The organism is Tessaracoccus pujii (assembly GCF_054483895.1).
This window is the reverse complement of the sequence record NZ_CM137012.1, coordinates 1512144-1538548: the sequence shown is the minus strand read 5'-3', so window position 1 is coordinate 1538548 and position 26405 is coordinate 1512144. Positions and strand designations below refer to the sequence as shown.

Genomic DNA, 26405 nt, shown 5'->3' with positions numbered 1-26405 from the left:
GCTGTCCGGGGTCCGGCCAACCGGGCCCGGTTTCAGTCCCGTCGCTCCGCGCCGATAAGGTTGAGCGACCTGTCGAGAGGAGACGCGATGTTGCGACGTGCGGTAGCGGGTGCTGCCCTGGCCGGAGTGCTGCTGATGAGCGGGTGCGCCGTGGGCGCCACACCGGCCGTCACCGGCTCGGAGCCGGCGCCGTCGGTCTCCGGGAGCGCGGCGTCGGAGAAGCCGTCGGTGTCCATCGGGGCCGTGACCATCGTGTCGCACCCCTCCCTGGACCTCGTCTACGAGGGGATCCGGGAGGGACTCGCCCAGGCCGGCTACGTCGAGGGCGAGAACCTGACGCTGGACTTCCAGAACCCGCAGGGGGACCAGGCCACGCTCACCTCCATCGCCAACACGTTCGCCGCGTCGGACAAGGACCTGTTCGTGGCAATCGCGACGCCCCCGGCCCAGGCGCTGGCCCAGGTGATCCAGGACCGGCCCATCGTCTTCGCCTCCGTCACCGACCCGGTCGCCGCCGGCCTGGTCGAATCCTTGGAGGCGCCCGGAGGTAACGTCACCGGCACCAGCGACCAGCTTCCCACCGGCGAGCAGCTCGCCGTCATCCAGCGGATCCTGCCCGAGGTGCAGTCCGTGGGCATCGTGTACTCGTCGGCGGAGGTCAACGCGCAGGTGCAGGCCCAGGCCGCCATCGAGGCCGGGGCCGAGCTCGGCATCGAGGTGAAGACCGCCACCATCACCAACTCCTCCGAGGTGCAGCAGGCCGCGGAATCCCTCGATGTCGACGCGTACTTCGTGCTGGTGGACAACACGGTGGTCTCGGCGATGGAGTCCATGATCCAGGTGGCCGAGCAGCGCCAGCGCCTCCTCGTCACGTCGGACCCGGACTCCGTGGAGCGCGGTGCGGCCGCGGCGCTGGCCACCGACTACAAGGCCCAAGGGGTGCAGACCGCCGGCATCATCGCCCGCATTCTCGAGGGGGCCGATCCGGCGGAGACCCCCGTCGAGCTGCAGCAGACGCTTGAGCTCGTCGTCAATCCCGGGGCCGCGGAGCGGATGGGCATCACCCTCCCCGACGACGTGCTCGACGACGCCGCCACCACCTACTGACACGTGGACGGCGTCGGAGCGATCCGCGCCGGAAAACTACGCTTAGCCATCTGCGAACCCCCTCCAAGGAGAATCATGAAGCTCAAGGCCCTCGCGATGGGTGCCGTCGGCGCCCTCGCCCTCACCGCCTGTGGTGGCGCCTCCACCACGCCCACCTCGTCCTCTGACGGCTCACCCGCCGCATCGGCCGCCTCCAGCTCGGCCGCCGCGTCGACCCAGGCCGCGCCGGAGTCGATCAAGGTCGGCGTGGCCACCATCGTGGCGCACCCCGCGCTCGACGCCGCCCAGCAGGGCTTCATCGACGCGCTGGCCGAGGCCGGTTACGTCGAAGGTGAGAACGTGGAGTTCGACCTGCAGAACGCGCAGGGAGACCAGTCGACGCTCACCAGCATCGCCAACACCTTCGCGTCGTCGGACTACGACGGGTTCCTCGCCATCGCCACGCCCACCGCGCAGTCGTTGGCCAACGTGATCACCGACCGGCCCATCGTGTTCGCCGCAGTGACGGACCCGGTCGCGGCCGGCCTCGTCACCTCCTGGGAGGCACCTGACGCCAACATCACCGGCGTGTCGGACCTCAACCCCATGAAGGAGCAGCTCGAGCTGATCAAGGAGGCGCTGCCCGAGGTGGCGTCCGTCGGCATCGTGTACTCCTCCGGCGAGGTCAACTCCGAGGTGCAGGTCGCCGAGGCGGAGGAGGCGGCCGCGGAGATGGGAATCGAGATCATGACGGCCACCGTCACCAACTCCTCGGAGGTGCAGCAGGCCGCCGAGTCGCTCGACGTCGACGCGTACCTCATCCCCACCGACAACACGGTGGTCTCCGCTGCCGAGTCGCTCATCCAGGTGGCCGAGCAGAAGCAGAAGCCCGTCTTCGCCTCGGATGAGTCGACGATGGAGCGCGGCGCCGCCGCCGGGCTCTCGGTGAACTACACCCAGCAGGGCAAGGACGCCGCCGCGGTGTTCCTGCAGCTGCTCGAGGGCACCCCTGCCTCCGACATCCCGGTGGAGACCCAGAAGGAGTTCGACCTCTTCGTCAACGTGGATGCGGCCCTGAAGCAGGGCCTCACGCTGCCCGAGGCCATCGTCTCGCGCGCCACCAAGCAGTTCTGAGACGACCAGCACGATGATCATCGCGTCTGAGATCGGGCTCCTCTACGCCGTCATGGCGTTGGGGGTGTACCTCACCTACCGGGTCCTGGACTTCCCGGACCTCACGGTGGACGGCTCGTTCACGACGGGGGCGGCCACCTGCGCCATCCTCATCGTGAACGGGGCGCCGATCCCACTCGCGATGGTCGCGGGCGTGGTGGCCGGCATGATCGCCGGAGCCGTCACGGGCCTCCTGCACGTCTGGGGGAAGATCAACCCGCTGCTGGCGGGCATCCTCACGCAGATCGCTCTCTACTCCATCAACCTGCGGATCATGGGCAACAAGGCCAACGTGCCGCTGCTGCGCCAGGAGACCCTGTTCTCCGGGCTGCGGGCGGATCGGGTCCTCGGGACGTGGGTGTCCGTGGCGCTCTTCGCCGTCGTGGTCGTCGTCATCGGCGCGCTGGTCTACTGGTTCCTGGGCACCAGCTACGGCGTGGGCATGCGCGCCACCGGCGACAACGAGCTGATGGCACAGTCCCAGGGCATCAACACCGGCATGACCAAGATCGTGGGCCTCATGCTCTCCAATGGGCTGGTCGCGCTCTGCGGCACCCTCGTGGCGCAGTATCAGGGGTTCTCCGACATCTCGATGGGCATCGGCCTCATCGTCGCGGGCCTCGCCTCAGTCATCGTCGGTCAGGCCATCTTCGGCCTGACGGCCGTGTGGCAGGCCGTGATGGCGGCAGCGCTCGGCTCGCTGATCTACCGCGGGGTGATCCAGATCGCGCTCAACAACGGCTTCAACCCCAACGACATGAAGCTGGTCTCGGCTGTCCTCGTGGTGCTCGCGCTCGTGGTGCCCGCGTCCGGTCCGCTGCGGCGCTTCCGCTCTCAGCGTCGGCGCGGCAAGGCGCTGGCAGAGGGGGCGGTGGCCTGATGCTCAAGCTGGTAGGCGTCACCAAGCGGTTCTTCCCGGGCACCGTCAACGAGCGCGTGGCGCTCGACGATCTCACGCTCACGCTCCACGAGGGAGACTTCGTCACCGTCATCGGCTCCAACGGCGCCGGCAAGTCGACCATGCTCAACGTCGTCGCAGGACGCTACCTGGCAGAGGGCGGCCAGGTGGTCATCGACAACCGCGACGTCACGCGGATGCCGGAACACAGCCGGGCCCGCTGGGTGGCGCGCGTGTTCCAGGACCCGATGGCCGGAACCTCCCCGCATCTCACCATCGAGGAGAACCTGTCCATCGCGTTCGAGCGCGGCAAGCGCCGCGGCCTGGGCATGGCCGTCACCAAGCCCAAACGCGCGCTGTACCGCGAGGCTCTGGCGACGCTGGAGCTCGGCCTCGAGGACCGGTTGCAGATGCGCGTCGGCATGCTGTCCGGCGGGCAGCGGCAGGCGCTGAGCCTGCTCATGGCCACCTACGCCCAACCGTCGATCCTGCTGCTCGACGAGCACACGGCCGCACTGGACCCGTCCCGGGCGGAGCTGATCACCCGGCTGACCGGAGAGGCCGTGGCCCGGCATCGGCTGACCACTCTGATGGTCACCCACAACATGCACCAGGCCATCGAACTGGGCAACCGGCTGATCATGATGCACGAGGGCAAGGTGGTGCTGGAGGTGGACGAGGCGGAGAAGAAGCACATCACCGCCGATCACCTGCTCGCAGAGTTCTCCAAGATCAAGGGCGCGACGCTGGCTGACCGCACGTTGCTCGACTGAGGCACGACAAGGCGAGGAGGGGCCCCGGGGATCTCCCCGGGGCCCCTCCTCGCGTGCGACGGTTCGCGTCAGGCGAGTGCGGCCGAGGCCGCCTGCGCCTTCGTGAAGCGCTCGGTGACGTCGGCCCAGTTGACCACGTTCCACCAGGCGTTGACGTAATCGCCCTTGACGTTCTTGTACTGCAGGTAGAAGGCGTGCTCCCACATGTCCAGCTGCAGCAGCGGGATCTGGCCGGCCGGCAGGTTGCCCTGCTGGTCGAACAGCTGGTTGATGTTCATCCGCTGGCCGAGCGTGTCCCACACGAGCATCGACCAGCCGGAGCCCTGGATGCCGTTGGCCACCGCGTTGAAGTGCTTCTGGAAGGCGTCGAAGCCGCCGAAGTACTCGTCGATCGCGGACGCGAGCTCGCCGTCGGGGCGGCCGCCGCCGTCGGGCGACATGTTCTTCCAGAACACCGAGTGGTTGATGTGGCCGCCGAGGTGGAACGCGGCGTCCTTGCTCAGCTTGTTGACGGCGCCGAGGTCGCCCTTGTCGCGCGCGGCGGCAAGCTGCTCGAGCGCGTCGTTGATGCCTTTGACGTAGGCGGCATGGTGCTTGCTGTGGTGCAGCTCCATGATCTCGGGGGCGATGTGGGGCGCAAGCGCGCTGTAGTCGTAGTCGAGGTCCGGGAGGGTGTAGGTCATAGCTCGCTCCTTCAGCTGAAGACTCGCGCCCTGGGGCGCGCTGACAGAGCCATCCTATGCCGTAAAAATAGTTCGTGCTTCAACTATGCCGCGGACGGTCAGTCGAGGCAGAACTCGTTGCCCTCGGGATCCCGCATCACGATGAAGCCGTGGCTCATCGGCGGGTCCGGTTCGAAACGCTGGACCTGGGAGGCGCCCAGACCGACGAGCCGACTCGCCTCGGACTCGAGGACGGCCATGCGCTCGTCGCCGCGCAGGCCCTCGCCGGCGCGGACGTCGATGTGGAGGCGATTCTTGGCCGTCTTGGGCTCCGGCACCTTCTGGATGAAGATGCGGGGGCGGGCGCCGTCCGGGTCCACGAGGGCCATGGCGTCGTCCCAGCGCTCCTCGGGAAGCCCGGAGACGGCCAGGAAGTCCAGCCATGCCGCGACAGTCACGTCCGCCGGGCCGATGCTGCCTCCCGGCGGGGGGTCGACGGCGTATCCCAGGGCCTCCACCCAGAAGAGGCCGAGCCGCCTGGGCGAGGTGGCGTCGAACGTGAGTTGCAGCGCTGGCCGGTACATGAGTTGCTCCCTCCCCGCACCAGCCTGCCACGCCGGCGGCGGGCGGGAGGTCACTCGGGCGGAGAGGCGTGTGACACCTCGAGGATCCGGAAGCCCTTCGCCGAGGTGATCCGCTCCGTCGGGTACCCCTGGTCGATGAGCCAGCGCTGCAGCGAGTCCCCACCGAGGTTCTTGCTCACCACCAGCCGGGCCACACCGTCGGGCGTGAGGCGGGGAAGCCAGGTGAGCAGCAGCGCGTGCAGGGCCTCCTTGCCGATGCGGATCGGGGGGTTGGACCAGATCTGGGTGTAGCGGGCCTCCGGTGCGACGCCCTCAGGGACGGTGGCGCGTACCCGGTCCGCGACCCCTGACTGGGCCGCATTGGTGGTGGTGAGGTCGACGGCGAGCGCGTTGACGTCCACGGCGTCCACCGTGACGTCCGGCGACGCGACGGCAAGGGCCACCGCGATGGGCCCGAACCCGCATCCGAGGTCCAGGAGGTGGCCCGTCTCGGGCGGCTCGAACGCGCGCAGGAGCACGGCCGTGCCGGGGTCGAGCCGGGCGCCGGAGAACACCCCGCCTGCGGTGGTGAACGTGAGGGTGTGGTCCCAGATGGTCGCGGTGATCTGCCTCGTCGTGACCGGTCCGGTCGGCGTGTGGAAGTAATGGCTCACTCGTCCTCCAGGGTGCGCATGGCGCGGGACGCGAGAGCACGCGCCGCGAGATCCTGATCCGGCGGATAGCCGACCTCCTCCAGCGTGAGCCCGCGCGCGGGCATCACCAGCACCTCGCCGTGCCGGGCGCGCTGGGAGGCGACGCGGTGCAGCCAGGCGAGGTCGCGGCGGCCTCCGGCGACGGCGCTCAGCGCACCGACCAGGGACCGGACCATGGAGTGGCAGAACGCGTCGGCCAGGAGGTGTACCTCGATCAGCCCGTCGGCGTGCCGGACGGCGCTGAGCTGCTTGAGGTCGCGGATGGTGGTGGCGCCGGCCCGGGGTTTACAGAAGGGCGCGAAGTCCCGCAGCCCCAGGAGCGACGCGGCGGCGGTGTTGAACGCCTCCATGTCCACGGCGTGACGCAGGGCGACGACGTGCCCGCGGAGCAGCGGGTCCGGGGGCGTGGTGGCGTCCAGCATCCGGTAGCAGTAGCGCCGCCAGATCGCCGAGAAGCGGGCGTCGAATCCGGCCGGGGCGGGGGAGACGGATCGGAGGACGACATCGGCGGGGAGCGCGCGGCGGAGGCGTCGGAGGAGCTCGTCGTAGAAGCGGTCTGGCGCCTCCCCGGGGAGCGCGCGCACGTCGGTGCGCCTGCGCCGCGCGGGGAGCCCGGTCTCGATGACTGCGGCTGGGAGATCCACGTGGCACACCTGGCCGCGGGCGTGGACGCCGGCGTCGGTGCGCCCCGCCGCCATCACCAGGGGCGGCGCGGGGAGGCGCAGCACCTGCCCGATCCACTCCTCCACCACGCCCTGCACGGTCCGGAGGCCGGGCTGCGTGGCCCAGCCGTGGAAGTGCGTGCCGTCGTAGGCGACGTCCAGCCTAAGCCGCATCGATCCTCCGATAGGTGAGGTCGTACACCCGGCGGCCGGCCGCGAGTCCGCGGGCCTCGTACTTCGTGAGGGGTCGCTCGGCCAGCCGCGGGGCCCAGCCGTCGTGGACGTTGGCGAGACCGGGCGCGGCGTCGAGGTGGTCCCGCATCCAGAGGGCGTAGTCCTCCCAGTCCGTCGCCAGCCGCCACAGCCCACCGGGAGCCAGCTTGGCCGCGACCACGTCGGCGAAGTCCGGGCCCACGAGCCGCCGCTTGTGGTGGCGCTTCTTGTGCCAGGGGTCTGCGAAGAAGGTCCACAACTCGCCCACGGAGCCGTCGGCGAACAACTGCCGCAGGCCCTGGGCTCCGTCAGCGACGACGATCCGCACGTTGCTGACGTCGTCGCGGGCGAGGCGGCCCAGGGTGGAGGCGACCGCCGGTTCGAACACCTCGAAGGCCACCACGTCCGAACCCGGGTGCCGCGCAGCCATGGCTGTGAGCGACTCACCGGCGCCGGAACCGATCTCCACGATCAACGGCGCCTCGCGCCCGAACTCGGCCGCCCAGTCGACGGTGGCGCCGTCGGCGAGGGAGGTGGACAGGTGGCCGCGGGGCACCTCGATGACGTAGTGCCCGCGGTGTCGTTCCCAGGACTTCGCCTGCGACTCGTTCATCCGGGCGCTCCGGCGGACGAAGCTGACCACGTCACGGCGCAGGCGAGGGGGCAACGGATCCACCGGACCAGCCTAGTGGTCGTCTCCCACTACCCGCCGCGGGGTGCTCCGGGCAGCGCCTACCCTTGTGGTGTCACCGTCCACGCAGCAGGAGAAGGATCATGCGCACACTGCTCAACATCATCTGGGTCGTCCTCGGAGGGTTCTGGCTCGCGCTGGGCTACTTCCTCGCGGGCGTCATCGCCTGCATCTTCATCATCACCATCCCCGTGGGCGTGGCGTCCTTCCGGATGGCCCGCTACGTGTTGTGGCCGTTCGGCAAGAGCGTCGTCCCCAAGCCAGGGTCCGGCGCCGGCTCCGCCATCATGAACGTGATCTGGTTCCTCATCGCCGGATGGTGGCTCGCGTTGGCCCACGTGGCCGCGGCGCTGGCGCAGGCGCTGACCATCGTCGGCATCGCCAACGCCTACGTGAGCCTCAAGATGATCCCCGTGACCTGCTTCCCGTTCGGCAAGCGCATCGTGGACAACGGCGGCATCTTCTGAGCGGACCCGGACCGGGCCGCCCTGGGCGCGGCTAGACAACCCGACTCAGCGCCCCGCCCTTCTCAGAGGCGCGGCTGGTTCCACCGGCCGGGACGCGTCAGCGTGTCCGTCGAGACCGTGACCCCGTCCCCGTCCACCGAGGCGACGGCCACCAGCAGGCTGAGCGTGGGGTATCCGTGGGGACGGTTGTCGCGGATGATGGCGCGGTCGTCGCCGGCGTCGAGCCGGGCGCTGTCCTCCAGCACCGCCATCCATCCGGACCACCATGGGCCGGCGGGGGCGTCGACGGTGGGCGTGGCGGCGAAGGCCCCCAGCCAGGCGGCGATGCGCGCCGTGGCGGGATCGTCGACGTCGTCGTGGGCCACCATGTGTGTGCCCGGCACCAGGTCCGTCACCCGGGGCTCCCCGCCCTCCCACGAGGTGACCCGTGCGCCTGCGGCGTTCGCCTCCACGAGGTTGAACCCCAGCGTGGTGAGCGGACGGGGGAGGGGGCGTCCTGCCAGGGAGTCCAGCACCAGTGAACCGCGGGAGGTGGGCCGCTCCACGTCCGTGCCGCCGGCGCGGTTGAGGAGGACGGCGAGCCGGTGGTCATCAGCGGCCAGCCAGGCGCCGCCGGCCAGCTCGTCCATCACCCCGCGTACCTGCGGCCGGCCCGGCCACCAGGCGCCGAGGGGGCGCCACGGCCGGAGCGGGTCCTCGTCGCGGACCGCCAGTACCCGGACCGGGCCGACTCCTGGCTCCGGGACCCTGATCACCACCGTGCACATGCCGCGAAGCGTACCGGGGGTTAGACGAGACCCACGGTACGGGCGTCGAACCTGAGAGAATCGGCGCATGGTCATCGTCGTGGGAGTCACGGGCGGCATTGCCGCCTACAAATCGGTCCACCTGGTGCGGCTGTTCGTCCTCGACGGTCACGAGGTGCACGTCGTCCCCACCGAGGATGCCCTGCGTTTCGTCGGCCTGCCCACCTGGGAGGCCATCTCGCGCAACCGGGTCACCACGTCGGTGCACGACGACGTTCCGGAGGTGCGGCACGTGGCGCTCGGGCAGCGCGCCGACCTGGTGGTGGTGGCTCCCGCGACCGCCAACACCATCGCATCCATGGCTGCGGGCCTGGCCTCGGACCTCCTGGGCACCACCCTGCTGGCAACGCGCGCGCCGGTGCTCGTCGCGCCGGCCATGCACACCGAGATGTGGCAGCACCCGGCGACGGTCGCCAACATGGCGACGCTGGCCTCCAGGGGCGTGCACGTGGTGGGGCCGGCCGTGGGTCCGCTCACGGGCGGTGACTCCGGACCGGGCCGGATGAGCGAGCCGGAGGAGATCCACGACCTGGCTAACGCGCTGCTGGCGTCCGGCCAGGACCTGGCCGGCATGACCGTCGCAGTGTCCGCCGGCGGGACCCGGGAGCCCATCGATCCGGTGCGGTTCCTGGGCAATCGGTCGAGTGGACGCCAGGGCGTGGCGCTTGCCGCCGCGGCCGCCGCCCGCGGGGCCAGAGTGCTGCTGGCGGCCTGCAACATCGAAGGCGAGGTGTTGCGCGAGGCGCGCCGACCGGGGATCGAGATCGCGACGGCGGGGTCCGCGGCCGAGCTGTCCGCCGTGATGACGGGGGCGTCGACGGACGCCGACGTGGTGATCATGGCCGCCGCGGTGGCCGACTACCGGGTAGCGGAGGTATCGGAGGGGAAGCTGACCAAGGAGGCGGGCAGCGCCCCCGTCCTGACGCTGGTGGAGAACGAGGACATCGTCGCAGGGCTGGCGGCCCGACGCCGTCCGGGGCAGGTCGTGGTGGCCTTCGCGGCGGAGACGGCCACGGGCGGGGAACTGCTGGCGCGGGCCGTGCGGAAGCGCCGTCGCAAGGACGTGGACCTGCTCGCGGTCAACGAGGTGGGGTGGGAGAAGGGCTTCGAGGCGGCCGACAATCGGCTGATCATCCTCGACAGCGACGACCGTGTCGTGGCTGAGACGGCGGGCAGCAAGCGTGAGGTCGCCGACGCGCTGCTCGACGCCGTCGCGGTGGCGTTGTCCCGGCGACGCTGAGGCGGGTGCCGCGTCCGGCTCGACGAGGGGTGACCCCAGCGTCGAGCCGGACCAGCGTCACTGTTTCGGCCAGAGCTCCTGAGGCATCAACTCGTAGCCGTGGAACTCGCGGGTGAAGCTGCCCGTGCCCTGAGCGACGCCACGCAGGTCGATCGGGTAGGTCACCAGCTCGCTCTGCGGAACCAGCGCCTCGATGGTGGCGTGGCCGTGCCCGTCGAGGTCGCTGCCCTGCACCTGGGCCCTGCGGCCGGCGAGATCCGTGAGCACCGAGCCCATGAACGAGTCGCCCGTGGTGACCCGCACGCGGTCGATGGGCTCCAGCAGGCCCACCTTCCCGGGACCGGCCGCGTCCCGGAGGGCGAGTTGGCCGGCCACCTGGAACGCCATGTCGGAGGAGTCCACCGAGTGCGACTTGCCGTCGTGGAGGGTCACCCGCACGTCCACCATCGGCATCCCGAAGGTGGTGCCGTGCGCCAGTTGCTGCTCAAGGCCCTTCTGGACGGAGCCGATGTAGGCGCGCGGCACCGAGCCACCGACCACCTTGTCCACGAACTCGAAGCCGCCGCCGCGGGGGAGCGGCTCCACCTCGACGTCGCAGACCGCGAACTGCCCGTGCCCGCCGGACTGCTTGACGTGGCGGCCCTTACCCCTCGACGGCGCCACGAACGTCTCCCGCAGCGCCACCCGTACCGGCTCCTCCTTGAAGCCCACCTGGTAGCGGTCCCGGAGCCGCGCCAACAGCAGTTCCTTGTGTGCCTGGCCCATCACCCACAACAACTGCTGCTCGGTGCCCGCGTTGCGCTCCAGATGGACCGTGGGGTCTTCCAGCGCGAGGCGGTGCAGCGCGGAGGCGAGCTTGTCCTCGTCGCCGCGGCTGGCCGCATGGATGGCGACAGGCAGCTGGGGCGTGGGCAGCGACCAGGGCGGCAGCAGTGCGGGGCGGGCGGGATCTGACAGCGTGTCCCCGGTCTCCGCCTTCGAGAGCCGGGTCACCGCGACGATCTCGCCCGCGACAGCCACGGGCTTGGCGAGAATCTCGCCGCCCAGGGTGATGCTCATCGGGCCGATGCGCTCGTCGTCGTCGTGGTCGGGATGCATCGGGTCGGCGTCCGCGCCGAACAGCTCGCGGTGCCCCGAGACGTGGACGACATCGTCGACCCGCAGCGACCCGCTGAAGATCCGGACCAGGCTGGTGCGGCCGGCGAAGTTGTCCGACGTGGTGCGGATGACCTGGGCGATCAACGGGCCCTGGGGATCGCCGGTGGCAGCGGGCAGGGTGGCGCCGTTGGGGGTGGTGATCTGGGGAATGTGGTGCGACGCGGGGGCCGGGAACCCGCGCTCGATCCAGCGCAGCAGCTCCTCGGTTCCCTTGTCGGAGGTGGTGTGCGCGGGGAGGACGGGGAAGAAGCGCCCCGACTCGACGGCGGCCAGCAGGGCGGCGTGCACCTCCTCGGCGGCCAGCTCCTCGCCCTCGAGGTAGCGCTCCATCAGGTCTTCATCCTGGACCTCGGTGATGATGGCCTCCAGAAGGGGGGCGCGGCGCTCGTCGATGAGTGCCAGCTCCTCCTCGGTGGCGTCCCGCGACGTCCTGGTGCCCGACGAGTAGTCGTGGGCGCGCTTGTTGAGCAGCGACAGGTTGCCGACGTTCTCCCCGCCCACCTCGAGGGGGATGAGGGCGGGGATGATGTTCACGCCGAAGGTGTCCTGGACGATCGAGACCATGTGGTCGAAGTCCGCACGCCCCTGATCCAGCTTGGTGATGGCGATGATCCGGGGCATCTCGACGCTCTGGCACTCGTGCCACAGCGCGACGGTGCTGGCGTCGATGTCCTCGCCGGCCGCGACGACGAAGATCGCCGCGTCCGCGGCCCGGAGGCCGGCGCGCAACTCACCGATGTATTCCGCGTGCCCGGGCGCGTCGAGCAGATTGATCTGCACGTCGTTGGTGGGGATGGCGGCCAAGGTCAGCGATGCCCCCCTCTCCGGTGTCTCCTTCTCCCCGCGGTAGCCCTCGATGCGGGCGCGCAGAAGATGTTCGAACAGGGTTGTCTTGCCCGAGCCACTGGCTCCCACGAGGACGACGTTACGGACGTCGCTGGGTGCCGTGATGGCGATCTGGGGACTCGTCTTTGAGGCCATGGCCAATACGTTAGACCCCCTGTGGTGTCCCGTTGGGCGGACCCCCTCAAATCCACCGTCCTCAAGGCGTAGTCAGGCGCTAGGGTTGGGATGGACGGGGCCGACGCAGGCGCCCGGGGGCCTCGCGTGACCCGGCCCGTGCGCAAGGCGCCGGGCGCGCCTTCGCCTGATCGTGGTGCCTCACTGTCAAGTCCCCGGATAGTGGGGGGCCGTGCCTCACATAGTTTTCCCCGTGTAACGGGTTAGCTGGCTCGGGTCTTGAGGACACCGGGGGTGGGTGCTTTCCAGGTGATCTGGTCTTGGAGTCGCCGTGTTTTCCCGGCGGCGAGTCGGGTGAGTTCGTGTTGGATCTCGGTGATGGCGCGGGCGATCGCGGCGGGTTGCAGGGTGGCTTTGTAGGCGGCGAGTTCGGCTTCTTGGGCGGAGCTGAGGACGCCGGCGGCCAGCAGCCGCTGATACGGGGAGCGGGGCTGGTCGTAGAGCCTCTTGCGTCGCCCGATGGTGTCGGTGGACCAGCCGACGGGTTTCTTGGTCGGGGTGAAGAAGTTGAGTCGGTCGTTGACCAGGGTCCAGAGCTGGTTGAGCAGCGTCAGCTCGGTAGGGGTGTCGTAGCGGTGGTAGAAGCCGTAGCGGCGCACGAGGTGGTTGTTCTTCGACTCGATGGTGGCCTGGTCGTTCTTCTTGTAGGGCCTTGAGCGGGTGAAGAACACGTCGCGTTGGCCGGCCCAGTCGATGAGTTGGTGGTTGATGAACTCAGAGCCGTTGTCGCTGTCGATGCCGGTCACGGCGAACGGTACCTGGTCGATGAGCAGGTCGAACGCGCTCCGGATGTGGATGTGGGCGTTGTTGCGGATCGCGTGGGTGAAGGTCCAGCCGGTGTGCATGTCGGTGAAGTTGACGCTGCGGGCGAACTCTCCTTGCAGGGTGGGGCCGCAGTGGGCGACGGTGTCGACCTCGAAGAACCCGGGTTCGGCTTCGACCTCGTCACCGGCTTTGCGGATCTGGATCGAGTTGCGAAGCAGGCTTCCCTGCCTCGTGGCGGACTTCCCGCGGAGTGGGTCTGTGGCTCGGGCAGGGGCCAGGTAGCGGTCGATCGTGGCCGGCGACATCGACTCGAGTTCGGCTCTGACCTCAGCGCTGTACCGATCCTGGCCGGAGACCAGGGAGCCTTCGGTTTCCATTGCGTCGAGCCAGTCGGTCATCGCAACAGCGAGGTACTTGCCGCAGCTGCCCCCGGCAGTGGCCCAGACCAGTTGAAGGACCTTGATCGCATCGTAGGAGTACTTCCGCGGTTTGGTCTTGCGGCGGTCGATCACTGCGACGGTGGCAACCGCCCGACCGGGGGCCTGTTTCAGCCGGGCGACCAGCTGTTGACGGGCGTGATCACGGTTCCAGCCGGTGACCTCGACCACGTGGTCCAGGATCACGCTCTTGCCCTTCCTCGGGGCCGCGGCGTAGGCCTGGGCGTACTTCTTCGTGACTTCGAACCGGGCTGCCATCGACAGCTTCTCCTCAACCTCCACACCCCATCGTGGCCAGCCTCCACGTTCGCGGGGAAAAGTGTGTGAGGCACGGCCCCTACGTACGCGGGGACTATGTGTGAGTCTCGTCGCTGATTTGCCCAGCCGCGCCCCCGCATCGTAAGCTTGGTAGCTGTTGCGCGCCGTGTGGCCAGTGCGGCTCCTTGAGCCGACGCCGCCAGTGCACTCCACAAGTTTGTTTGGAAACGAATGGAAGTTGGTCTCGTGTCTACGTACACCCCAAAGCCGGGCGAAATCGCCCGGAACTGGCATGTGATTGATGCCGAGGACGTCATCCTCGGGCGTCTCGCCGTGGCCGCTGCCACCCTGCTCCGGGGCAAGCACAAGGCCACCTTCGCCCCCCACGTCGACGGTGGTGACTTCGTGGTTGTCGTCAACGCCTCGAAGATCGCCCTCTCCGGCAACAAGCGCAAGGACTCGAAGCGGTACACGCACTCCGGCCGTCCGGGTGGTCTGACGACCATCTCGATCGGTGACCTGCTCGAGAAGGATGCCCGCAAGGCCGTCGAACGCGCCGTGTGGGGCATGCTGCCCAAGAACAAGCTGAGCCGTCAGCTGATCAGCAAGCTCAAGGTCTACTCGGGCCCCGAGCACCCGCATGCCGCGCAGCAGCCGCAGGCCTACGAGATCACCCAGATCGCCCAGTGAGCGAGAGCGAGACGCACCCCATGACCCAGACTGATATCGACGAGACCACCGTCGAGGAGATCACCCCCTTCGTCGACGACGAGAACCGTGAGATCGCCTACCGCTCGGACGCCAACCCGGCCGCCGCCGCCGGCGCCGACGTGCGTCCGGCGATGGTCGCCCCGATGGGCGCCACCGGCCGCCGCAAGGAGGCGATCGCCCGCGTGCGCATCGTCCCCGGCTCGGGCTCGTGGATCATCAACGGCCGCACCCTCGAGGACTACTTCCCCAACAAGGTGCACCAGCAGCTGGTGAGCGATCCGTTCGTGACTGCCGGCGTCAACGGCTCCTACGACGTGATCGCCCGCATCCACGGCGGCGGCATCACCGGCCAGGCCGGCGCGCTGCGCCTCGGCGTGGCCCGCTGCCTCAACGCGGTGGACACCGAGGCCTCCCGCCCCGGCCTCAAGAAGGCCGGCATGCTGACCCGCGACGCCCGCATCAAAGAGCGCAAGAAGGCCGGCCTCAAGAAGGCCCGCAAGGCGCCCCAGTACAGCAAGCGCTGATCCCAGCACTGTCGTCGAACGCCCATCCCCACTGCGGGGGTGGGCGTTCGTCGTCTGCCGGGGGATTCGTCCAGCCGGATCGGGCGGCGGTATTGTCGCCTGCGTGGCACGACTCTTTGGTACCGACGGCGTCCGTGGCGTCGCGAACAGTGAACTGACCGCCGAGCTGGCGCTCGACCTCTCCGTCGCGGCGGCGCACATCCTCGGTGAGGCCGGTGTGTTCGAGGGGCACCGTCCATTGGCGCTCGTCGGCCGCGACCCTCGGGCCAGCGGCGAGTTCCTCGAGGCCGCCGTCATCGCGGGCCTCGCCTCGGCGGGGGTGGACGTGATCCGCCTCGGCGTCCTGCCCACCCCGGGGGTGGCGTTCCTGGTCAACGATCTCGACGCCGACCTCGGCGTCATGATCTCCGCCTCCCACAACCCCATGCCGGATAACGGCATCAAGTTCTTCTCCAAGGGCGGCGTGAAGCTCGACGACTACCTGGAGGACGCCATCGAGGCCCGGATGGGCGAGGGGTGGACGCGCCCCACAGGGAGCGCCGTCGGGCGCATCCGCAGCGACCTGGGCGCCGTCGAGGCCTACGTCGCGCACCTCGTGGGGTCCCTGGGCGAGGACGCCTCGCTGGCGGGCCTGACGGTGGTCATCGACTGCGCCAACGGCGCGGCGTCCACCACCGCGCTTGAGGCGTTCGCGGCGCAGGGCGCGCGGATCATCCCGATCCACGCCGAGCCCGACGGCCTCAACATCAACCAGGACTGCGGCTCCACCCACATGGGTGACCTCATCGAACGCGTCAGGGCGGAGGGCGCGGACCTCGGCATCGCGCTCGACGGCGACGCGGACCGGTGCCTCGCCGTCGACCATGAGGGCAACGTCATCGACGGCGACCACATCCTGGCGATCCTCGCCATCGCCATGAAGGAGGAGCACCGCCTCCACTCGGACACCCTCGTGGCCACCGTCATGAGCAACCTGGGGCTGATCAACGCCATGCGCGAGCACGGCATCCGGGTGGACCAGACGAAGGTGGGGGACCGCTACGTGCTGGAGTCGATGGCCGCGAACGGGTTCGCGCTGGGGGGCGAACAGTCCGGCCACGTCATCATCAACGAGTTCGCCAACACCGGCGACGGCACCCTCACGGGCCTGCACCTGGCGGCCCGGATGATGTCCACCGGCAGGTCTCTTCAGGACCTCGCCTCCGTGATGACCGTGCTGCCGCAGGTGATCATCAACGTGCGCGGCGTGGACAAGCTCCGCGCGGGCGTCGACACGGAGGTGCAGAGGGCCGTGGCGGCGGCCTCGCGTGAGCTGGGCACCACCGGCCGGGTGTTGCTGCGCCCCTCCGGAACCGAGCCGGTGGTCCGTGTGATGGTGGAGGCCCCCACGGACGAGCAGGCCACCCGCATCGCCGAGGACCTGGCGCAGAAGGTCAAGAGCCGCCTCGCGCTCTGAGCGGACCCGCGCGGGAGGGCCGGCGGGTATCCTGGGGCGCACCCAACTGGATAAGGATTGTCCGAATGCTCGCAGACCCCGCCGATCAACGCACGCTGCTCACCCTGGCAGACCTCGATTCCGAAGTGGCGCGGGTGCAGCACGCGGCCAGGGTCCTCCCGCAGCACAAGGCCATCGCCGAGCTCATGGCCTCGCGCCAGCAGGCGACGGATGAGTTGATCTTCTCCACCACGGAGGTCGACGACCTGCAGGTGGCGGTGGCCAAGGCGGAGGCGGACCTCGCGCCGGTGCGCGCCCGCCTCGAGCGCGACGAGCGGCGCATCATCGACGGCTCCGTGTCCGACGGCAAGATCCTGCGCTCCCTGCAGGACGAGGTCGAGCACCTCAAGCGCCGGATCTCCGACCTGGAGGACACCGAACTGGAGCTGATGGGCAGGCTCGAGGACGCGGCCGCCCACCGGGACAGGATCGTGGCCCGCCGCACCGAGATCGAGGTGCGGCTCCGCGAGGAGGTGGCCACGCGCGACGAGCAGGTGGCCAGGCTCAGCCAGGAGGCGAGGGACCTCAGCCTCACTCGGGCGCCCCTCGTCGGCCGCCTGCCCGCGCCGCTGGTGGCGCTGTACGAGAAGATGCGGGCGTCGTCGGGTCTCGGCGCAGCGCTCCTCAAGGCCGGCCGCTGCGGCGGCTGCCAGCTGCAGCTGACCGTCTCAGACCTCGACACCTACCGCCGCGCCTCCGAACATCAGGTGCTGCGCTGCGTGGAGTGTGACCGCATCCTGGTGCGCACGGCGGAATCGGGTCTCTGATGCCGGCGGCGCATCTGGACATCCGCAACATCCCGGCGGAGGTGCGTGAGGCGCTCACCGCGCTGCAGGCGCGCCTGGAGCTGCCCCGCTCCTTCGCGCCGGAGGTGCTCGCCGAGGCGGAACTGGCTGCCGGGATCCCGCCGTCGGAGCACGTGGACCGCACCGACATCGAGTTCGTCACCATCGATCCTGAGTCCTCGACGGATCTGGATCAGGCGCTGCAGATCGAGCGCGACGGACCTGGCTACCTGGTGCGCTACGCCATCTCCGACGTCGCCCACTTCGTTCGCGTGGAGACGCAACTGGAGGCCGAGACGCATCGCCGCGGGCAGACCTTCTACGCGCCCAGCGCCCGCGTGCCGCTGCACCCTCCGGTCCTCGCCGAGGGCGCCGCCTCGCTCCTGGCCGACGGCACGCCACGGCCCGCCATGCTGTGGGAACTCCGGCTCGACGCGGCCGGGGAACTGCGCGACGTGGCGCTGACGCGAGCGCTCGTCCTCAGCCGGGCCAAGCTGAACTACGAGGGCGTCCAACGGGATCTCGACCGCGGCGCGCCGCACCCCAGCATCGCCCTGCTGCCCGAGGTGGGGCAGCTGCGCCAGCGCCTGGAGATCGCCCGGGGCGGTATCTCGCTCAACCTGCCGGAGCAGGAGATCGTCGAGCACGACGGCTCGTGGGAGCTGGAGTTCCGGCACCTGGTGCCGGTGGAGGACTACAACGCGCAGATCTCGCTGCTGACCGGCTTCACGGCGGCCGGCATCATGATCGACGGCGGCGTGGGGATCCTCCGCACGCTGCCTCCCGCCGAGGACTGGTCGCTCGAGAAGCTGCGTCGCGCGGCGAAGTCGCTCGGTGTGTCCTGGCCCACGACGATGAGCTACCCCGAGTTCGTCAGGTCCCTCTCGCCGGAGAATCCCCGCGAGCTGGCCGTGCTGACGAAGTGCACGATGCTGTTCCGCGGCGCCGGCTACCTGGCCTTCGACGGCGCGGTGCCGGACGGACACCTGGAGCACTCCGCGCTCGCGGCGCCCTATGCGCACACCACCGCGCCGCTGCGGCGGCTCGTCGACCGCTACGTCCTCGAGGTGTGCCACGCGCTGGTCAACGGGCTGGAGGTGCCGCAGTGGGCACGCGACGGACTGTCGGTCCTGCCGCAGGAGATGGCCGAGTCCAGCCGCCTCGCGCGGGCCTACGAGAACGAAGTGATGGACCTCGCCGAGGCGTTGGTCCTCCGCGGCGAGGTGGGGCGCATCTTCACCGGGGTGGTCACCGACGTACACCCCAAGACCGGCATCGGGACGGTGCAGGTGCCTGACCCGGCCGTCGAGCTGCGGGTCAAGGCCTCCCAGAAGGAGGTGGGCTCGGAGATCCGGGTCCGCGTGGACAAGGTGGAGGTGCGGACGGGGCGGGTGACGCTGTCGCGGCCGAACTGACGCCACCGTCGAGGCGGTAGGATGGTGCGTGGACGAGTCGGCCAGATGATCGCGGCTGCTTCACGGCAGCTGAGGAAAGTCCGGACTCCACAGAGCAGGGTGGTGGGTAACGCCCACCCGGGGTGACCCGCGGGACAGTGCCACAGAAAACAGACCGCCTGGTGACAGGTAAGGGTGAAACGGTGGTGTAAGAGACCACCAGCGCTCCGGGTGACCGGAGCGGCTAGGTAAACCCCACCCGGAGCAAGACCAAGAAGGTCGGCCACGGCCGGCTGCGGACGCCGATCGAGCGCTGCTCGCGCGAGGCGTCCGGGTAGGTTGCAGGAGCCCGGCGGCAACGTCGGGCCTCAGATAGATGATCATCCTTCGACAAAATCCGGCTTACCGGCCGACTCGTCCCCCAACCGGCCGGCGCCGTGGAGCGCTAGGGTGGCGGGCGTGACAGCCGAGGCAGCACCGACCACCGAGGTGGCCGCCTATCGACGGCGGCTGACCGCGGGATGGGACGAACTGACCTCCGGGGCCGGGACCGGGCCCGCGCAGAGTCTCGTGGCGGACGCCATCGAGGCGCTCGGGCTTCCCGGGCTCCTGGACGCCCGCGACGAGATGGCCCGCCTGGTCCGCGACGAGGGCATCCTCTACGGCGGTGAGGCGGGGCGCAGCTGGGTGGTGGACCCGCTGCCGCTGGTCCTCGGGGCCGACGAATGGGCGGCGCTCGAGGCGGGGCTGGAGCAGCGGGCGCGCCTGCTGGGGCTCGTCCTGCGGGATCTCTACGGCGAGCAGCGCCTGCTGTCCTCGGGTGCCGTACCCCCGGAGATCGTGTGGGGGCACCGGGGATTCCTGCATCAGGCCAGCGGGATCGACACGCCCAGCCACACCTGGCTGCCGCTGGCCGCCATCGACCTAGGCCGCGACGCCCAGGGCACCTGGACGGTGCTGGCCGATCGCACGGACGCGCCGTCGGGCATGGGGTACGCCATGACGAACCGGCGCCTGACCTCGCGCGTCATGGCGGGCCTCCACCACGACGCCCGGCCGGCCCGCCTCCGCAGCTACTTCTCCGCCATGCGCGCCGGGCTCCAGCAGCTCGCGCCCCGCCCTGGCCACACGCCCAAGGGCGTCCTTCTGTGGGCCGGCGCGGCGGGCGAGACCGCCTACGAGCAGGGCTTCCTCGCCACTCTGCTGGGCTACGCCCTCGTCGAGGCCGAGGACCTGGTGCTGCGTGACGGGCAGGTATGGGTCGACTCCGCGGAGGGCCGCGCCCTGGTGGACGTCATCCTGCGGCGCGTGGACTCGGACCTGTGCGACCCGCTGGAATTCCGCAGCGACTCCCAGCTAGGTGTGTCCGGCCTCGTCGAATCCGTGCGCCTCGGGAACGTGGCCACCCTCAACCCGCTCGGCAGCGGCGTGCTGGAGAACCCCGCCCTGCTCGGGCTCCTGCCGGGACTGGCGCCCCAGCTGCTGGGCGAGGAACTGCTGCTGCCCTCGGTGCGCACGTGGTGGTGCGGCGACGATCTGCAGCGCGCGCACGTGCTGGCCAACCTGGACTCCATCGTCCTCAAGCCGCAGGGTCGCGGCCTCGGCAGCGCCACGCTGGCCGGTTGGGAGCTCGACGGGCGCGCCAAGGAGGAACTGAGGGCCCGGATCGCCGCCGAGCCCTGGGCCTGGTGCGGGCAGGAGCCGCTGGAGCTGTCGACCAGCCCGGTGGTCACCGACGCCGGCCTGGAGCCGCGGCGCGTCGTGCTGCGCTGCTTCGGCGCCCAGGTGGACCACTCGCACGTGTTCCTCGCCGGCGGACTGGCGCGCGTGGCGTCACACGACCGGTTCCGCATCACGACGATGAGCGGTGCGCTCGCCAAGGACGTGTGGATCCTGGACCCCACGGAGGTCCAGGAGACCTGGACGCCGACGTTCGACGGCGGCCCCATCGCCATCCAGCGTGTCGCGACACTCGCGCCCCGCGTCGCCGACAACCTCTACTGGTTCGGCCGCTACACCGAGCGGGCCGACGGCACGGTCCGGCTGCTGCGTCTCGCCCTGGACCTCGCCGCGGACCACGGCCGCAGCCCCGGGACACGCGGCGGCCAGGTGCTCGCCGCGATGCTGTCGGCCGCGGAGGGCATCACCGATCTGGACCTGTCGAGTTCGGACATCGGCGGCGCGCTGGCCCGGCTGCGGCCGGCCGTCGTCGACGGTGACGCCCCCGGCTCCGTGGCGCACGCGGTCGCACGCCTGGCAGCGGCCGCCCACGAGGTGCCAGACATCATGTCCTCCGACCTGTGGCACGTGTTGAGCCAGCTGGAGCGCCTCGTCGCCGTGGCCACCGGGCGCGCGGACCTGGCCGGCGTGCTGGACGAGCTCGTCGCCGGCACCCTCGCGGTGGCCGGCATCACGGCGGAGAACCTCACCAGGGACGTGACGTGGGCCTTCGTGGACGCCGGGGTGCGGATCGAGCGGGCTCAGCGCACCCTGGCCCTGGTGCGCCACACGCTCGGCGTCGACCGGGCCGCCGTCGTGGAGAACCAGCTCTCCGACGCCATCCTCGAGGCGGGGGAGTCGTTGATCACCCAGCGGCGCAGGTCCGCCTCCGGCGAGGGGCCCCGTCGCCCGGCGCTCGCCGCGACCCAGCTGCTTCTCAGCGACCGGTCGAACCCCCGCTCGGTGGCCGCACAGCTGGACCGGCTCGTCGAGGACCTCAGGCTGATCGGCGACGACACCCTCGCGGCCCGCTGCACCGACCTGGTGACGGTGTTCGCCAACGCCGACCTCGTGGGGTTGTTCGCGGGTCCGCGCGCCCTGGTCGGCGATTTCGCCGCGGCCGAACTCTCGGAGTTGCGGGCGATCTCCGACGAGCTCACCCGCCGCCACCTCGCCAGGCAGGCCCCCCGCCGGGCGACGCTCGGCGAGTGGAGCCCTGGGGCGTACCTGCGGGAGGACACGTGAGGCAGCGGCCCGAGAACCTGACGCCGCGGCGCTACTACGTCAAGCACCGCACCAGCTACGAGTACCCGGAGGCGGTGACGCTGTGCTACGAGCGCGGCTTCCTCACCCCGCGGGCCACCGCCTCGCAACGGGTGCGCGCGCACGGCACCCGGGTGCTGCCCCACCCGCTGCTGCAGACCGAGCATGTGGACCGCTTCGGCAACACCAGCCACTATCTGGAGATCCACTTTCCGCACACCCACCTTGAGGTGATCAAGGAGGCCATCGTGGACGTCGAGTGGCCGCTCATCGACGTGGACCCGCTCAACCAGTGGACCCTGGCGTCGGCCCGTCGGGCCGTCGCGGGCAACCCCGCCCACCGGATGGACCGCGCGATGTTCGGGCTGCCGACCAAGCACGTGGCGGTCTCGTCGCCGGAGCGGCTCGCGGCCTACGCCGACACCATCCTGGCTCCGGCCCTCGGCTTCGGGGACGCTCTGGTGGAGCTGACCACCGGCATCCGGCGGGACTTCGCCTACCGGCCGGGCGTCACCTCGGTGCGCACCACCGTCGACGAGCTGTTGGACCTGCGGGGCGGGGTCTGCCAGGACTTCACCCACCTGGGCATCGCGATCCTGCGATCGCTGGGCATCCCCGCGCGCTACGTCTCCGGCTACATCGAGACCGCCACCGCACCGGGCCAGCAGAAGCTGGAGGGCGCCGACGCCTCGCACGCGTGGATCTCGGTGCTGTCGCCCGCGGGGACGTGGATCGACATCGACCCCACCAACGCCCAGTTCGCGGACTCCCGCTACATCGTCACGGCGTGGGGCCGGGACTTCGCCGACGTGAGCCCCCTGCGCGGCGTCATCGTCACCGATGCCGCGACGTCCCGGCTGTCGGTGGGCGTCGACGTCGTGGCCATGCAGGGCGACGAGGCGCCTCAGGTGAGCGTCTTGAAGCTGAAGTTGTCGTCGTAGGGGAGGGCACCGTCGACGCCGGCGTCGACCCTCAGCCGGGTGAGGGCAGTGCGTCCGCCGAGGGTGGTCATGAACGCGGTGTCCGCGGCGTCGCGCCCCGTGCAGATCCGCACCATGGAGGTCCGCGGGGCCAGTCCGGTGGCGTCGAGCAGGTACCAGGTCCCGTTCCAGTAGGCCTCGGCGACGGCGTGGAAGTCCATCGGCACCAGGCCCGGCGCGTACACCGACACGAGCCGGGCCGGCATGTTGAGCCCCCGCAGGAACGCGACGACCAGGTGCGCGGAATCCCGGCACACACCCGCGCGGCTGAGGTAGGTCTCCAGCGCGCCGTCGACGACGCGGCTCGAGCCCGGCCGGTAGATCACCTTGGTGCGGACCCACTGGGTGACCGCACTCATCAGCTCGAACCCCGTCAGGCCCGCGAAGTGCGTGTGGCTGAGGTTGGCCAGGCGGTCAGAATCGCAGTAGCGCGACGGGCGGGTGTAGAGGATCTCGTCGATGCCCTGGATGGCGGACTCGGGTGCCGGGGCGAGGACGCGCGCCGCGTAGTCCACGTGGAGGGTGCCGACGGGGGTGTCGCGGAGGCGGTGGAGCCGGCTGCCCGACGGGGCGATCAGCTCCTCGGCCTGCACCTCGTCGTCCCCGACGCGGAAGGTGAGGGTCTCGTCCACCTCCGGGTAGTCGCTGCTGACGGCGACGGAGAAGATCAGGTCAGCGGGGGCGCTGACCTGCACTTCCAGGTGGCTGGAGGCGTGGCGGACGCTCACGCGAGGTCGCCGGGAAGCGTGAGGATCTCGGCGCCGTCCGCGGTGACCACCAGGCTGTGTTCCCACTGCGCCACCCGTGACTTGTCCCTGGTCACGACGGTCCAGTCGTCGTCCCAGAGGTCCGTCTCGTGGGTGCCGAGGGTCAGCATGGGCTCGATGGTGAAGGTCATGCCGGTCTGCATGACGGTGTTGACCCGCGGCTCGTCGTAGTGCAGGACCACGAGGCCGGAGTGGAAGGCGGTGTGCACGCCGTGGCCCGTGTAGTCGCGCACCACGCCGTAGCCGAAGCGCTTGGCGTAGGACTCGATCACGCGCCCGATCACGGAGATGGGGCGGCCCGGGCGCACAGCCTTGATCGCCCGGTTGAGGGCCTCCTGCGTGCGCTCCGTCAGCAGCCGCGACTCCTCGTCGACGTCACCGCAGTAGAAGGTGCCGCAGTTGTCTCCGTGGACGCCGTCCTTGAAGGCCGTCACGTCGATCTTGACGAGGTCCCCGTCCTCCAGCGGGCGGAGATCCGGGATGCCGTGGCAGACCACCTCGTTGACGGAGGTGCAGATGGACTTGGGGAACGAGCGGTAGCCCAGCGCCGACGGGTAGGCCCCGTGGTCCAGCATGTACTCGTGGGCCACCGCGTCGAGGTGATCGGTGGTGACGCCGGGGGCGATGGCCTTGGCGGCCTCGTGCATGGCGTTGGCGGCGATCCGCCCGGCCACCCGCATCCGCTCGATCACGTCCGCCGGCTGCACATCGGATCCGGTGTAGCGCTGCGGCGCGGGCCGGCCCACGTACTCGGGGCGCGCGATGCCGCGCGGGACGTCGCGGAGGGGGGTGAGATCGTGGGGTGTCACTGGGGTCACAGTGCCGCAGTCTACTTCGCCGCGCCTCACCCGTCGTAGCGGAGCGTGGCCAGCGACACGTCCACCTCGGCCTTGTTCTCGTCGTGCCCGATCGTGACGCAGGAGACGTAGACGGCGAAGCGGTCCCTGTCGTCGGTGGGCACCAGGATGATGTCGACGACGTCACCCTCGATGCCCAGGTGCTCCATGTTGCCGACGTGGATGTTGGACGTCAGCCGCCACCCGATGCGGTTGGACACCACGTAGTCCTCGTTGATGAGGACCTCGCGCTTCTCGAAGTCGCGGAACATGCCCGAGGACGCCATGCAGGTGACGAACTGCTCAGCGGCCCTGCTCATCACGCCGGAGAAGCCGTCGGAGACCAGGATGTAGCCGACGTTGACGTTGCTCATCCATCCGGGGGCGATGTCGCGCGTCATGCCGTTGTTGTCGTGCAGCCAGTCGATCCACGCCCCGCGCTCCTCCCACAACGGGCCCGCGGGCGGTTCGATGGACAGGCCGCCGCCGTGCAGCCGCCCGTCGCGGATGTCGCTGCGGGGGACGTCGGCGATCGGGCAGTCGATGGGCTGACCGAACCCGGACTCGACGGGGGTGGGGCTGGGGGTCTCGCTGGGCACCAGCTCGTTCCACTGCGTGCCGGATGGGCGGGCCGAGCGCGCGTCCTCGGGGGTCGCGGCGAAGGGATTGGCGGCGCCGGGGAACAGGATGATCGCGGCCACCACGCCGCCGACCACCAGCAGCGCGATGACCAGCCACAGGACCGTTCCGGGGCCCTTGCGGTCTGGCCCCGAGCCCATCCAACGCCGGCCGTCCCAGTAGCGACGACCCTGCGGCGCCGTCGGATCCGCGTACCATCCGGGCTCTGCCATGGGGCCAATAGTAGGCGCCGGCGAGGGGACGGCCGCCCCTCGAATGCGCGGCCCCACAGGGTCGAACGCCGCGGGTCGTCATGCGCCTGAAACAAATCACGGGCAGACTGGGGCCCATGGATAGGCAGACTGAGTTCGTCCTGCGTTCAATGGAGGAACGGGGCATCCGGTTCGTCAGGCTCTGGTTCACCGACGTGTTGGGCTCGTTGAAGTCCGTCGCGATCGCTCCGGCTGAGGTGGAGGGCGCGATCGCCGAGGGCGTCGGGTTCGACGGCTCGGCCATCGAGGGCTTCGCGCGGGTCTTCGAGTCGGACATGGTGGCGCACCCGGACCCGTCGACCTATCAGGTGCTGCCCTGGCGGCAGGCGGGCCGCTCGACCGCCCGCATGCTGTGCGACATCAAGCTGCCCGACGGCTCACCCAGCTTCGCGGACCCGCGGTTCGTGCTGAAGCGGGCGCTGCAGAAGGCCGGGCAGATGGGCTTCACGTTCTACATCCACCCCGAGATCGAGTTCTTCCTGCTGCGCTCCCTCACCCCGCCCGTCCCGTTGGACGAGGGCGGCTACTTCGACCACACCACTCTGGGCGACGGCACCGACTTCCGCCGCGACGCCATCACCATGCTCGAGCAGATGGGCATCTCGGTGGAGTTCAGCCACCACGAGGCCGCCCCCGGTCAGCACGAGATCGACCTGCGCTACGCGGACGCCCTGACCATGGCGGACAACGTCATGACGTTCCGGGTGGTGGTCCGCGAGGTGGCCGTCAGCCAGGGGATCAACGCGTCGTTCATGCCCAAGCCGTTCTCCGAGCATCCCGGGTCCGGCATGCACACCCACATGTCGCTGTTCGAGGGCGACACCAACGCCTTCTACGACGCCTCGGACGAGTACAACCTCTCCAAGACGGCCAAGCAGTTCATCGCCGGGCTGCTGCGCCACGCGCCGGAGATCACCGCGGTGACCAACCAGTGGGTCAACTCGTACAAGCGGCTGATCGGCGGCGGCGAGGCGCCGTCGTACGCCTGCTGGGGCAGGGCCAACCGCTCGGCGCTCGTCCGGATCCCGCAGTTCACGCCCGGGAAGACCTCGTCGGCCCGCATCGAGTACCGCGCCGTCGACGCCGCCGTCAACCCGTACCTCGCCTACGCCGTGATGCTCAACGCCGGCCTCAAGGGCATCGAGGAGGAGTACCCGCTCCCCGAGGAGACCGAGGACGAGGTGTGGCGCCTCACGGACCGCGAGCGCCAGGCCATCGGCATCCAGGAGCTGCCGCGCAACCTCGACGAGGCCCTGCGTCTCATGGAGGCGAGCGAGCTGGTGGCCGAGACCCTCGGCGAGCACGTCTTCGAGTACTTCCTGCGCAACAAGCACGAGGAGTTCGCCGCCTACCGCAAGCAGGTCACGCCCTGGGAGCTGGAGCGCCACATCCGCGTGATGTGAGCCCGGCCGGTGTCGCTGCAGGGGGGTTGGCGGGGGCCGGGCGTTGAGCCGAT

At 70.1% G+C, this 26405-nt stretch carries 25 protein-coding genes and 1 other RNA gene; 15 read left to right on the top strand and 11 right to left on the bottom strand.

Going from position 1 to position 26405, the window contains the following annotated elements:
* Positions 1 to 87 precede the first annotated feature (87 nt).
* The 4 genes from ACX1D0_RS07495 to ACX1D0_RS07480 all read left to right on the top strand — a co-directional run bounded on the left by ACX1D0_RS07495 (position 88) and on the right by ACX1D0_RS07480 (position 3930).
* Positions 88 to 1107: an ABC transporter substrate-binding protein gene (locus ACX1D0_RS07495; RefSeq protein ID WP_459020247.1), complete on the top strand. Its 1020-nt coding sequence runs from the start codon at positions 88 to 90 to the stop codon at positions 1105 to 1107.
* A gap of 75 nt (positions 1108 to 1182) precedes the next feature.
* Positions 1183 to 2220, top strand: a complete 1038-nt coding sequence (locus tag ACX1D0_RS07490) for an ABC transporter substrate-binding protein (protein WP_459020246.1) — start codon at positions 1183 to 1185, stop codon at positions 2218 to 2220.
* A gap of 13 nt (positions 2221 to 2233) precedes the next feature.
* Entirely contained in the window at positions 2234 to 3139 is a 906-nt protein-coding gene (locus tag ACX1D0_RS07485; RefSeq protein WP_459020245.1) for an ABC transporter permease, read from the top strand.
* Positions 3139 to 3930 (top strand): ABC transporter ATP-binding protein, encoded by a 792-nt coding sequence (locus ACX1D0_RS07480; RefSeq protein WP_459020244.1) that lies wholly within the window; start codon positions 3139 to 3141, stop codon positions 3928 to 3930. Before ACX1D0_RS07485 ends, ACX1D0_RS07480 begins: the two co-directional genes overlap by 1 nt.
* Positions 3931 to 3998: 68 nt before the next feature.
* On the opposite strand, the gene ACX1D0_RS07475 is transcribed toward ACX1D0_RS07480, so the two are convergent.
* The 5 genes from ACX1D0_RS07475 to trmB all read right to left on the bottom strand — a co-directional run bounded on the left by ACX1D0_RS07475 (position 3999) and on the right by trmB (position 7419).
* On the bottom strand, positions 3999 to 4613 hold the full coding sequence (locus tag ACX1D0_RS07475) for a superoxide dismutase (protein ID WP_459020243.1): 615 nt from the start codon (positions 4611 to 4613) through the stop codon (positions 3999 to 4001).
* A gap of 98 nt (positions 4614 to 4711) precedes the next feature.
* Entirely contained in the window at positions 4712 to 5176 is a 465-nt protein-coding gene (locus ACX1D0_RS07470) for a VOC family protein (RefSeq protein ID WP_459020242.1), read from the bottom strand.
* A gap of 50 nt (positions 5177 to 5226) precedes the next feature.
* Positions 5227 to 5829, bottom strand: coding sequence for a class I SAM-dependent methyltransferase (locus ACX1D0_RS07465; RefSeq protein WP_459020241.1), 603 nt, complete (start codon positions 5827 to 5829; stop codon positions 5227 to 5229).
* Positions 5826 to 6704 carry a tRNA pseudouridine(38-40) synthase TruA gene (gene truA, locus ACX1D0_RS07460; protein WP_459020240.1) on the bottom strand — a complete coding sequence of 293 codons (879 nt, stop codon included), beginning with the start codon at positions 6702 to 6704 and terminating at the stop codon, positions 5826 to 5828. Before truA ends, ACX1D0_RS07465 begins: the two co-directional genes overlap by 4 nt.
* On the bottom strand, positions 6694 to 7419 hold the full coding sequence (gene trmB / locus ACX1D0_RS07455; protein ID WP_459020239.1) for a tRNA (guanosine(46)-N7)-methyltransferase TrmB: 726 nt from the start codon (positions 7417 to 7419) through the stop codon (positions 6694 to 6696). The genes truA and trmB overlap by 11 nt, the downstream gene beginning before the upstream one ends.
* Positions 7420 to 7517: 98 nt before the next feature.
* On the opposite strand from trmB, the gene ACX1D0_RS07450 reads away from it, so the two are divergent.
* The gene (locus ACX1D0_RS07450; RefSeq protein ID WP_459020238.1) at positions 7518 to 7901 is read left to right on the top strand and encodes a YccF domain-containing protein; all 384 of its coding nucleotides are present in this window, start codon (positions 7518 to 7520) and stop codon (positions 7899 to 7901) included.
* Between the two features lie 62 nt (positions 7902 to 7963).
* Here ACX1D0_RS07450 and ACX1D0_RS07445 read toward each other — a convergent pair whose 3' ends face one another.
* Positions 7964 to 8668, bottom strand: a complete 705-nt coding sequence (locus tag ACX1D0_RS07445; protein ID WP_459020237.1) for an NRDE family protein — start codon at positions 8666 to 8668, stop codon at positions 7964 to 7966.
* A gap of 67 nt (positions 8669 to 8735) precedes the next feature.
* Here ACX1D0_RS07445 and coaBC point away from each other — a divergent pair, with 67 nt between their 5' ends.
* On the top strand, positions 8736 to 9947 hold the full coding sequence (coaBC, locus tag ACX1D0_RS07440; protein WP_459020236.1) for a bifunctional phosphopantothenoylcysteine decarboxylase/phosphopantothenate--cysteine ligase CoaBC: 1212 nt from the start codon (positions 8736 to 8738) through the stop codon (positions 9945 to 9947).
* 57 nt (positions 9948 to 10004) lie between these two features.
* Here coaBC and ACX1D0_RS07435 read toward each other — a convergent pair whose 3' ends face one another.
* Positions 10005 to 12086: an elongation factor G-like protein EF-G2 gene (locus tag ACX1D0_RS07435; RefSeq protein WP_459020235.1), complete on the bottom strand. Its 2082-nt coding sequence runs from the start codon at positions 12084 to 12086 to the stop codon at positions 10005 to 10007.
* Positions 12087 to 12328: 242 nt separating this feature from the next.
* Positions 12329 to 13585 carry an integrase catalytic domain-containing protein gene (locus tag ACX1D0_RS07430; protein WP_459017860.1) on the bottom strand — a complete coding sequence of 419 codons (1257 nt, stop codon included), beginning with the start codon at positions 13583 to 13585 and terminating at the stop codon, positions 12329 to 12331.
* 246 nt (positions 13586 to 13831) lie between these two features.
* Here ACX1D0_RS07430 and rplM point away from each other — a divergent pair, with 246 nt between their 5' ends.
* The 8 genes from rplM (at position 13832) to ACX1D0_RS07390 (ending at position 22417) form a co-directional block, all read left to right on the top strand.
* Positions 13832 to 14275: a 50S ribosomal protein L13 gene (gene rplM / locus ACX1D0_RS07425; RefSeq protein ID WP_459020234.1), complete on the top strand. Its 444-nt coding sequence runs from the start codon at positions 13832 to 13834 to the stop codon at positions 14273 to 14275.
* Positions 14276 to 14295: 20 nt separating this feature from the next.
* Positions 14296 to 14820 (top strand): 30S ribosomal protein S9, encoded by a 525-nt coding sequence (gene rpsI, locus ACX1D0_RS07420; protein WP_459020233.1) that lies wholly within the window; start codon positions 14296 to 14298, stop codon positions 14818 to 14820.
* A gap of 103 nt (positions 14821 to 14923) precedes the next feature.
* Complete coding sequence (gene glmM / locus ACX1D0_RS07415; RefSeq protein WP_459020232.1) at positions 14924 to 16276, top strand: phosphoglucosamine mutase; 1353 nt, start codon at positions 14924 to 14926, stop codon at positions 16274 to 16276.
* 65 nt (positions 16277 to 16341) lie between these two features.
* The gene (locus ACX1D0_RS07410; protein WP_459020231.1) at positions 16342 to 17082 is read left to right on the top strand and encodes a zinc ribbon domain-containing protein; all 741 of its coding nucleotides are present in this window, start codon (positions 16342 to 16344) and stop codon (positions 17080 to 17082) included.
* The gene (locus tag ACX1D0_RS07405) at positions 17082 to 18515 is read left to right on the top strand and encodes an RNB domain-containing ribonuclease (RefSeq protein WP_459020230.1); all 1434 of its coding nucleotides are present in this window, start codon (positions 17082 to 17084) and stop codon (positions 18513 to 18515) included. Before ACX1D0_RS07410 ends, ACX1D0_RS07405 begins: the two co-directional genes overlap by 1 nt.
* 33 nt (positions 18516 to 18548) lie before the next feature.
* An RNA gene (rnpB, locus tag ACX1D0_RS07400) (RNase P RNA component class A) lies at positions 18549 to 18915 on the top strand.
* 38 nt (positions 18916 to 18953) lie between these two features.
* Positions 18954 to 21458 (top strand): circularly permuted type 2 ATP-grasp protein, encoded by a 2505-nt coding sequence (locus ACX1D0_RS07395; RefSeq protein WP_459020229.1) that lies wholly within the window; start codon positions 18954 to 18956, stop codon positions 21456 to 21458.
* Positions 21455 to 22417, top strand: coding sequence for a transglutaminase family protein (locus ACX1D0_RS07390; RefSeq protein WP_459020228.1), 963 nt, complete (start codon positions 21455 to 21457; stop codon positions 22415 to 22417). Before ACX1D0_RS07395 ends, ACX1D0_RS07390 begins: the two co-directional genes overlap by 4 nt.
* Here ACX1D0_RS07390 and ACX1D0_RS07385 read toward each other — a convergent pair.
* The 3 genes from ACX1D0_RS07385 to ACX1D0_RS07375 are packed head-to-tail and all read right to left on the bottom strand — an operon-like array spanning position 22381 to position 24910.
* A complete protein-coding gene (locus ACX1D0_RS07385) occupies positions 22381 to 23184 on the bottom strand; it encodes a transglutaminase-like domain-containing protein (protein WP_459020227.1) in 804 nt (267 codons plus the stop codon). The genes ACX1D0_RS07390 and ACX1D0_RS07385 overlap by 37 nt on opposite strands.
* Positions 23181 to 24041, bottom strand: coding sequence for a type I methionyl aminopeptidase (gene map / locus ACX1D0_RS07380; RefSeq protein ID WP_459020226.1), 861 nt, complete (start codon positions 24039 to 24041; stop codon positions 23181 to 23183). The genes ACX1D0_RS07385 and map overlap by 4 nt, the downstream gene beginning before the upstream one ends.
* 26 nt (positions 24042 to 24067) lie before the next feature.
* Complete coding sequence (locus tag ACX1D0_RS07375) at positions 24068 to 24910, bottom strand: DUF2510 domain-containing protein (RefSeq protein ID WP_459020225.1); 843 nt, start codon at positions 24908 to 24910, stop codon at positions 24068 to 24070.
* Positions 24911 to 25059: 149 nt separating this feature from the next.
* Between ACX1D0_RS07375 and ACX1D0_RS07370 the strand changes: the two genes are divergently transcribed.
* Positions 25060 to 26352 (top strand): glutamine synthetase family protein, encoded by a 1293-nt coding sequence (locus ACX1D0_RS07370; protein WP_459020414.1) that lies wholly within the window; start codon positions 25060 to 25062, stop codon positions 26350 to 26352.
* Positions 26353 to 26405 lie beyond the last annotated feature (53 nt).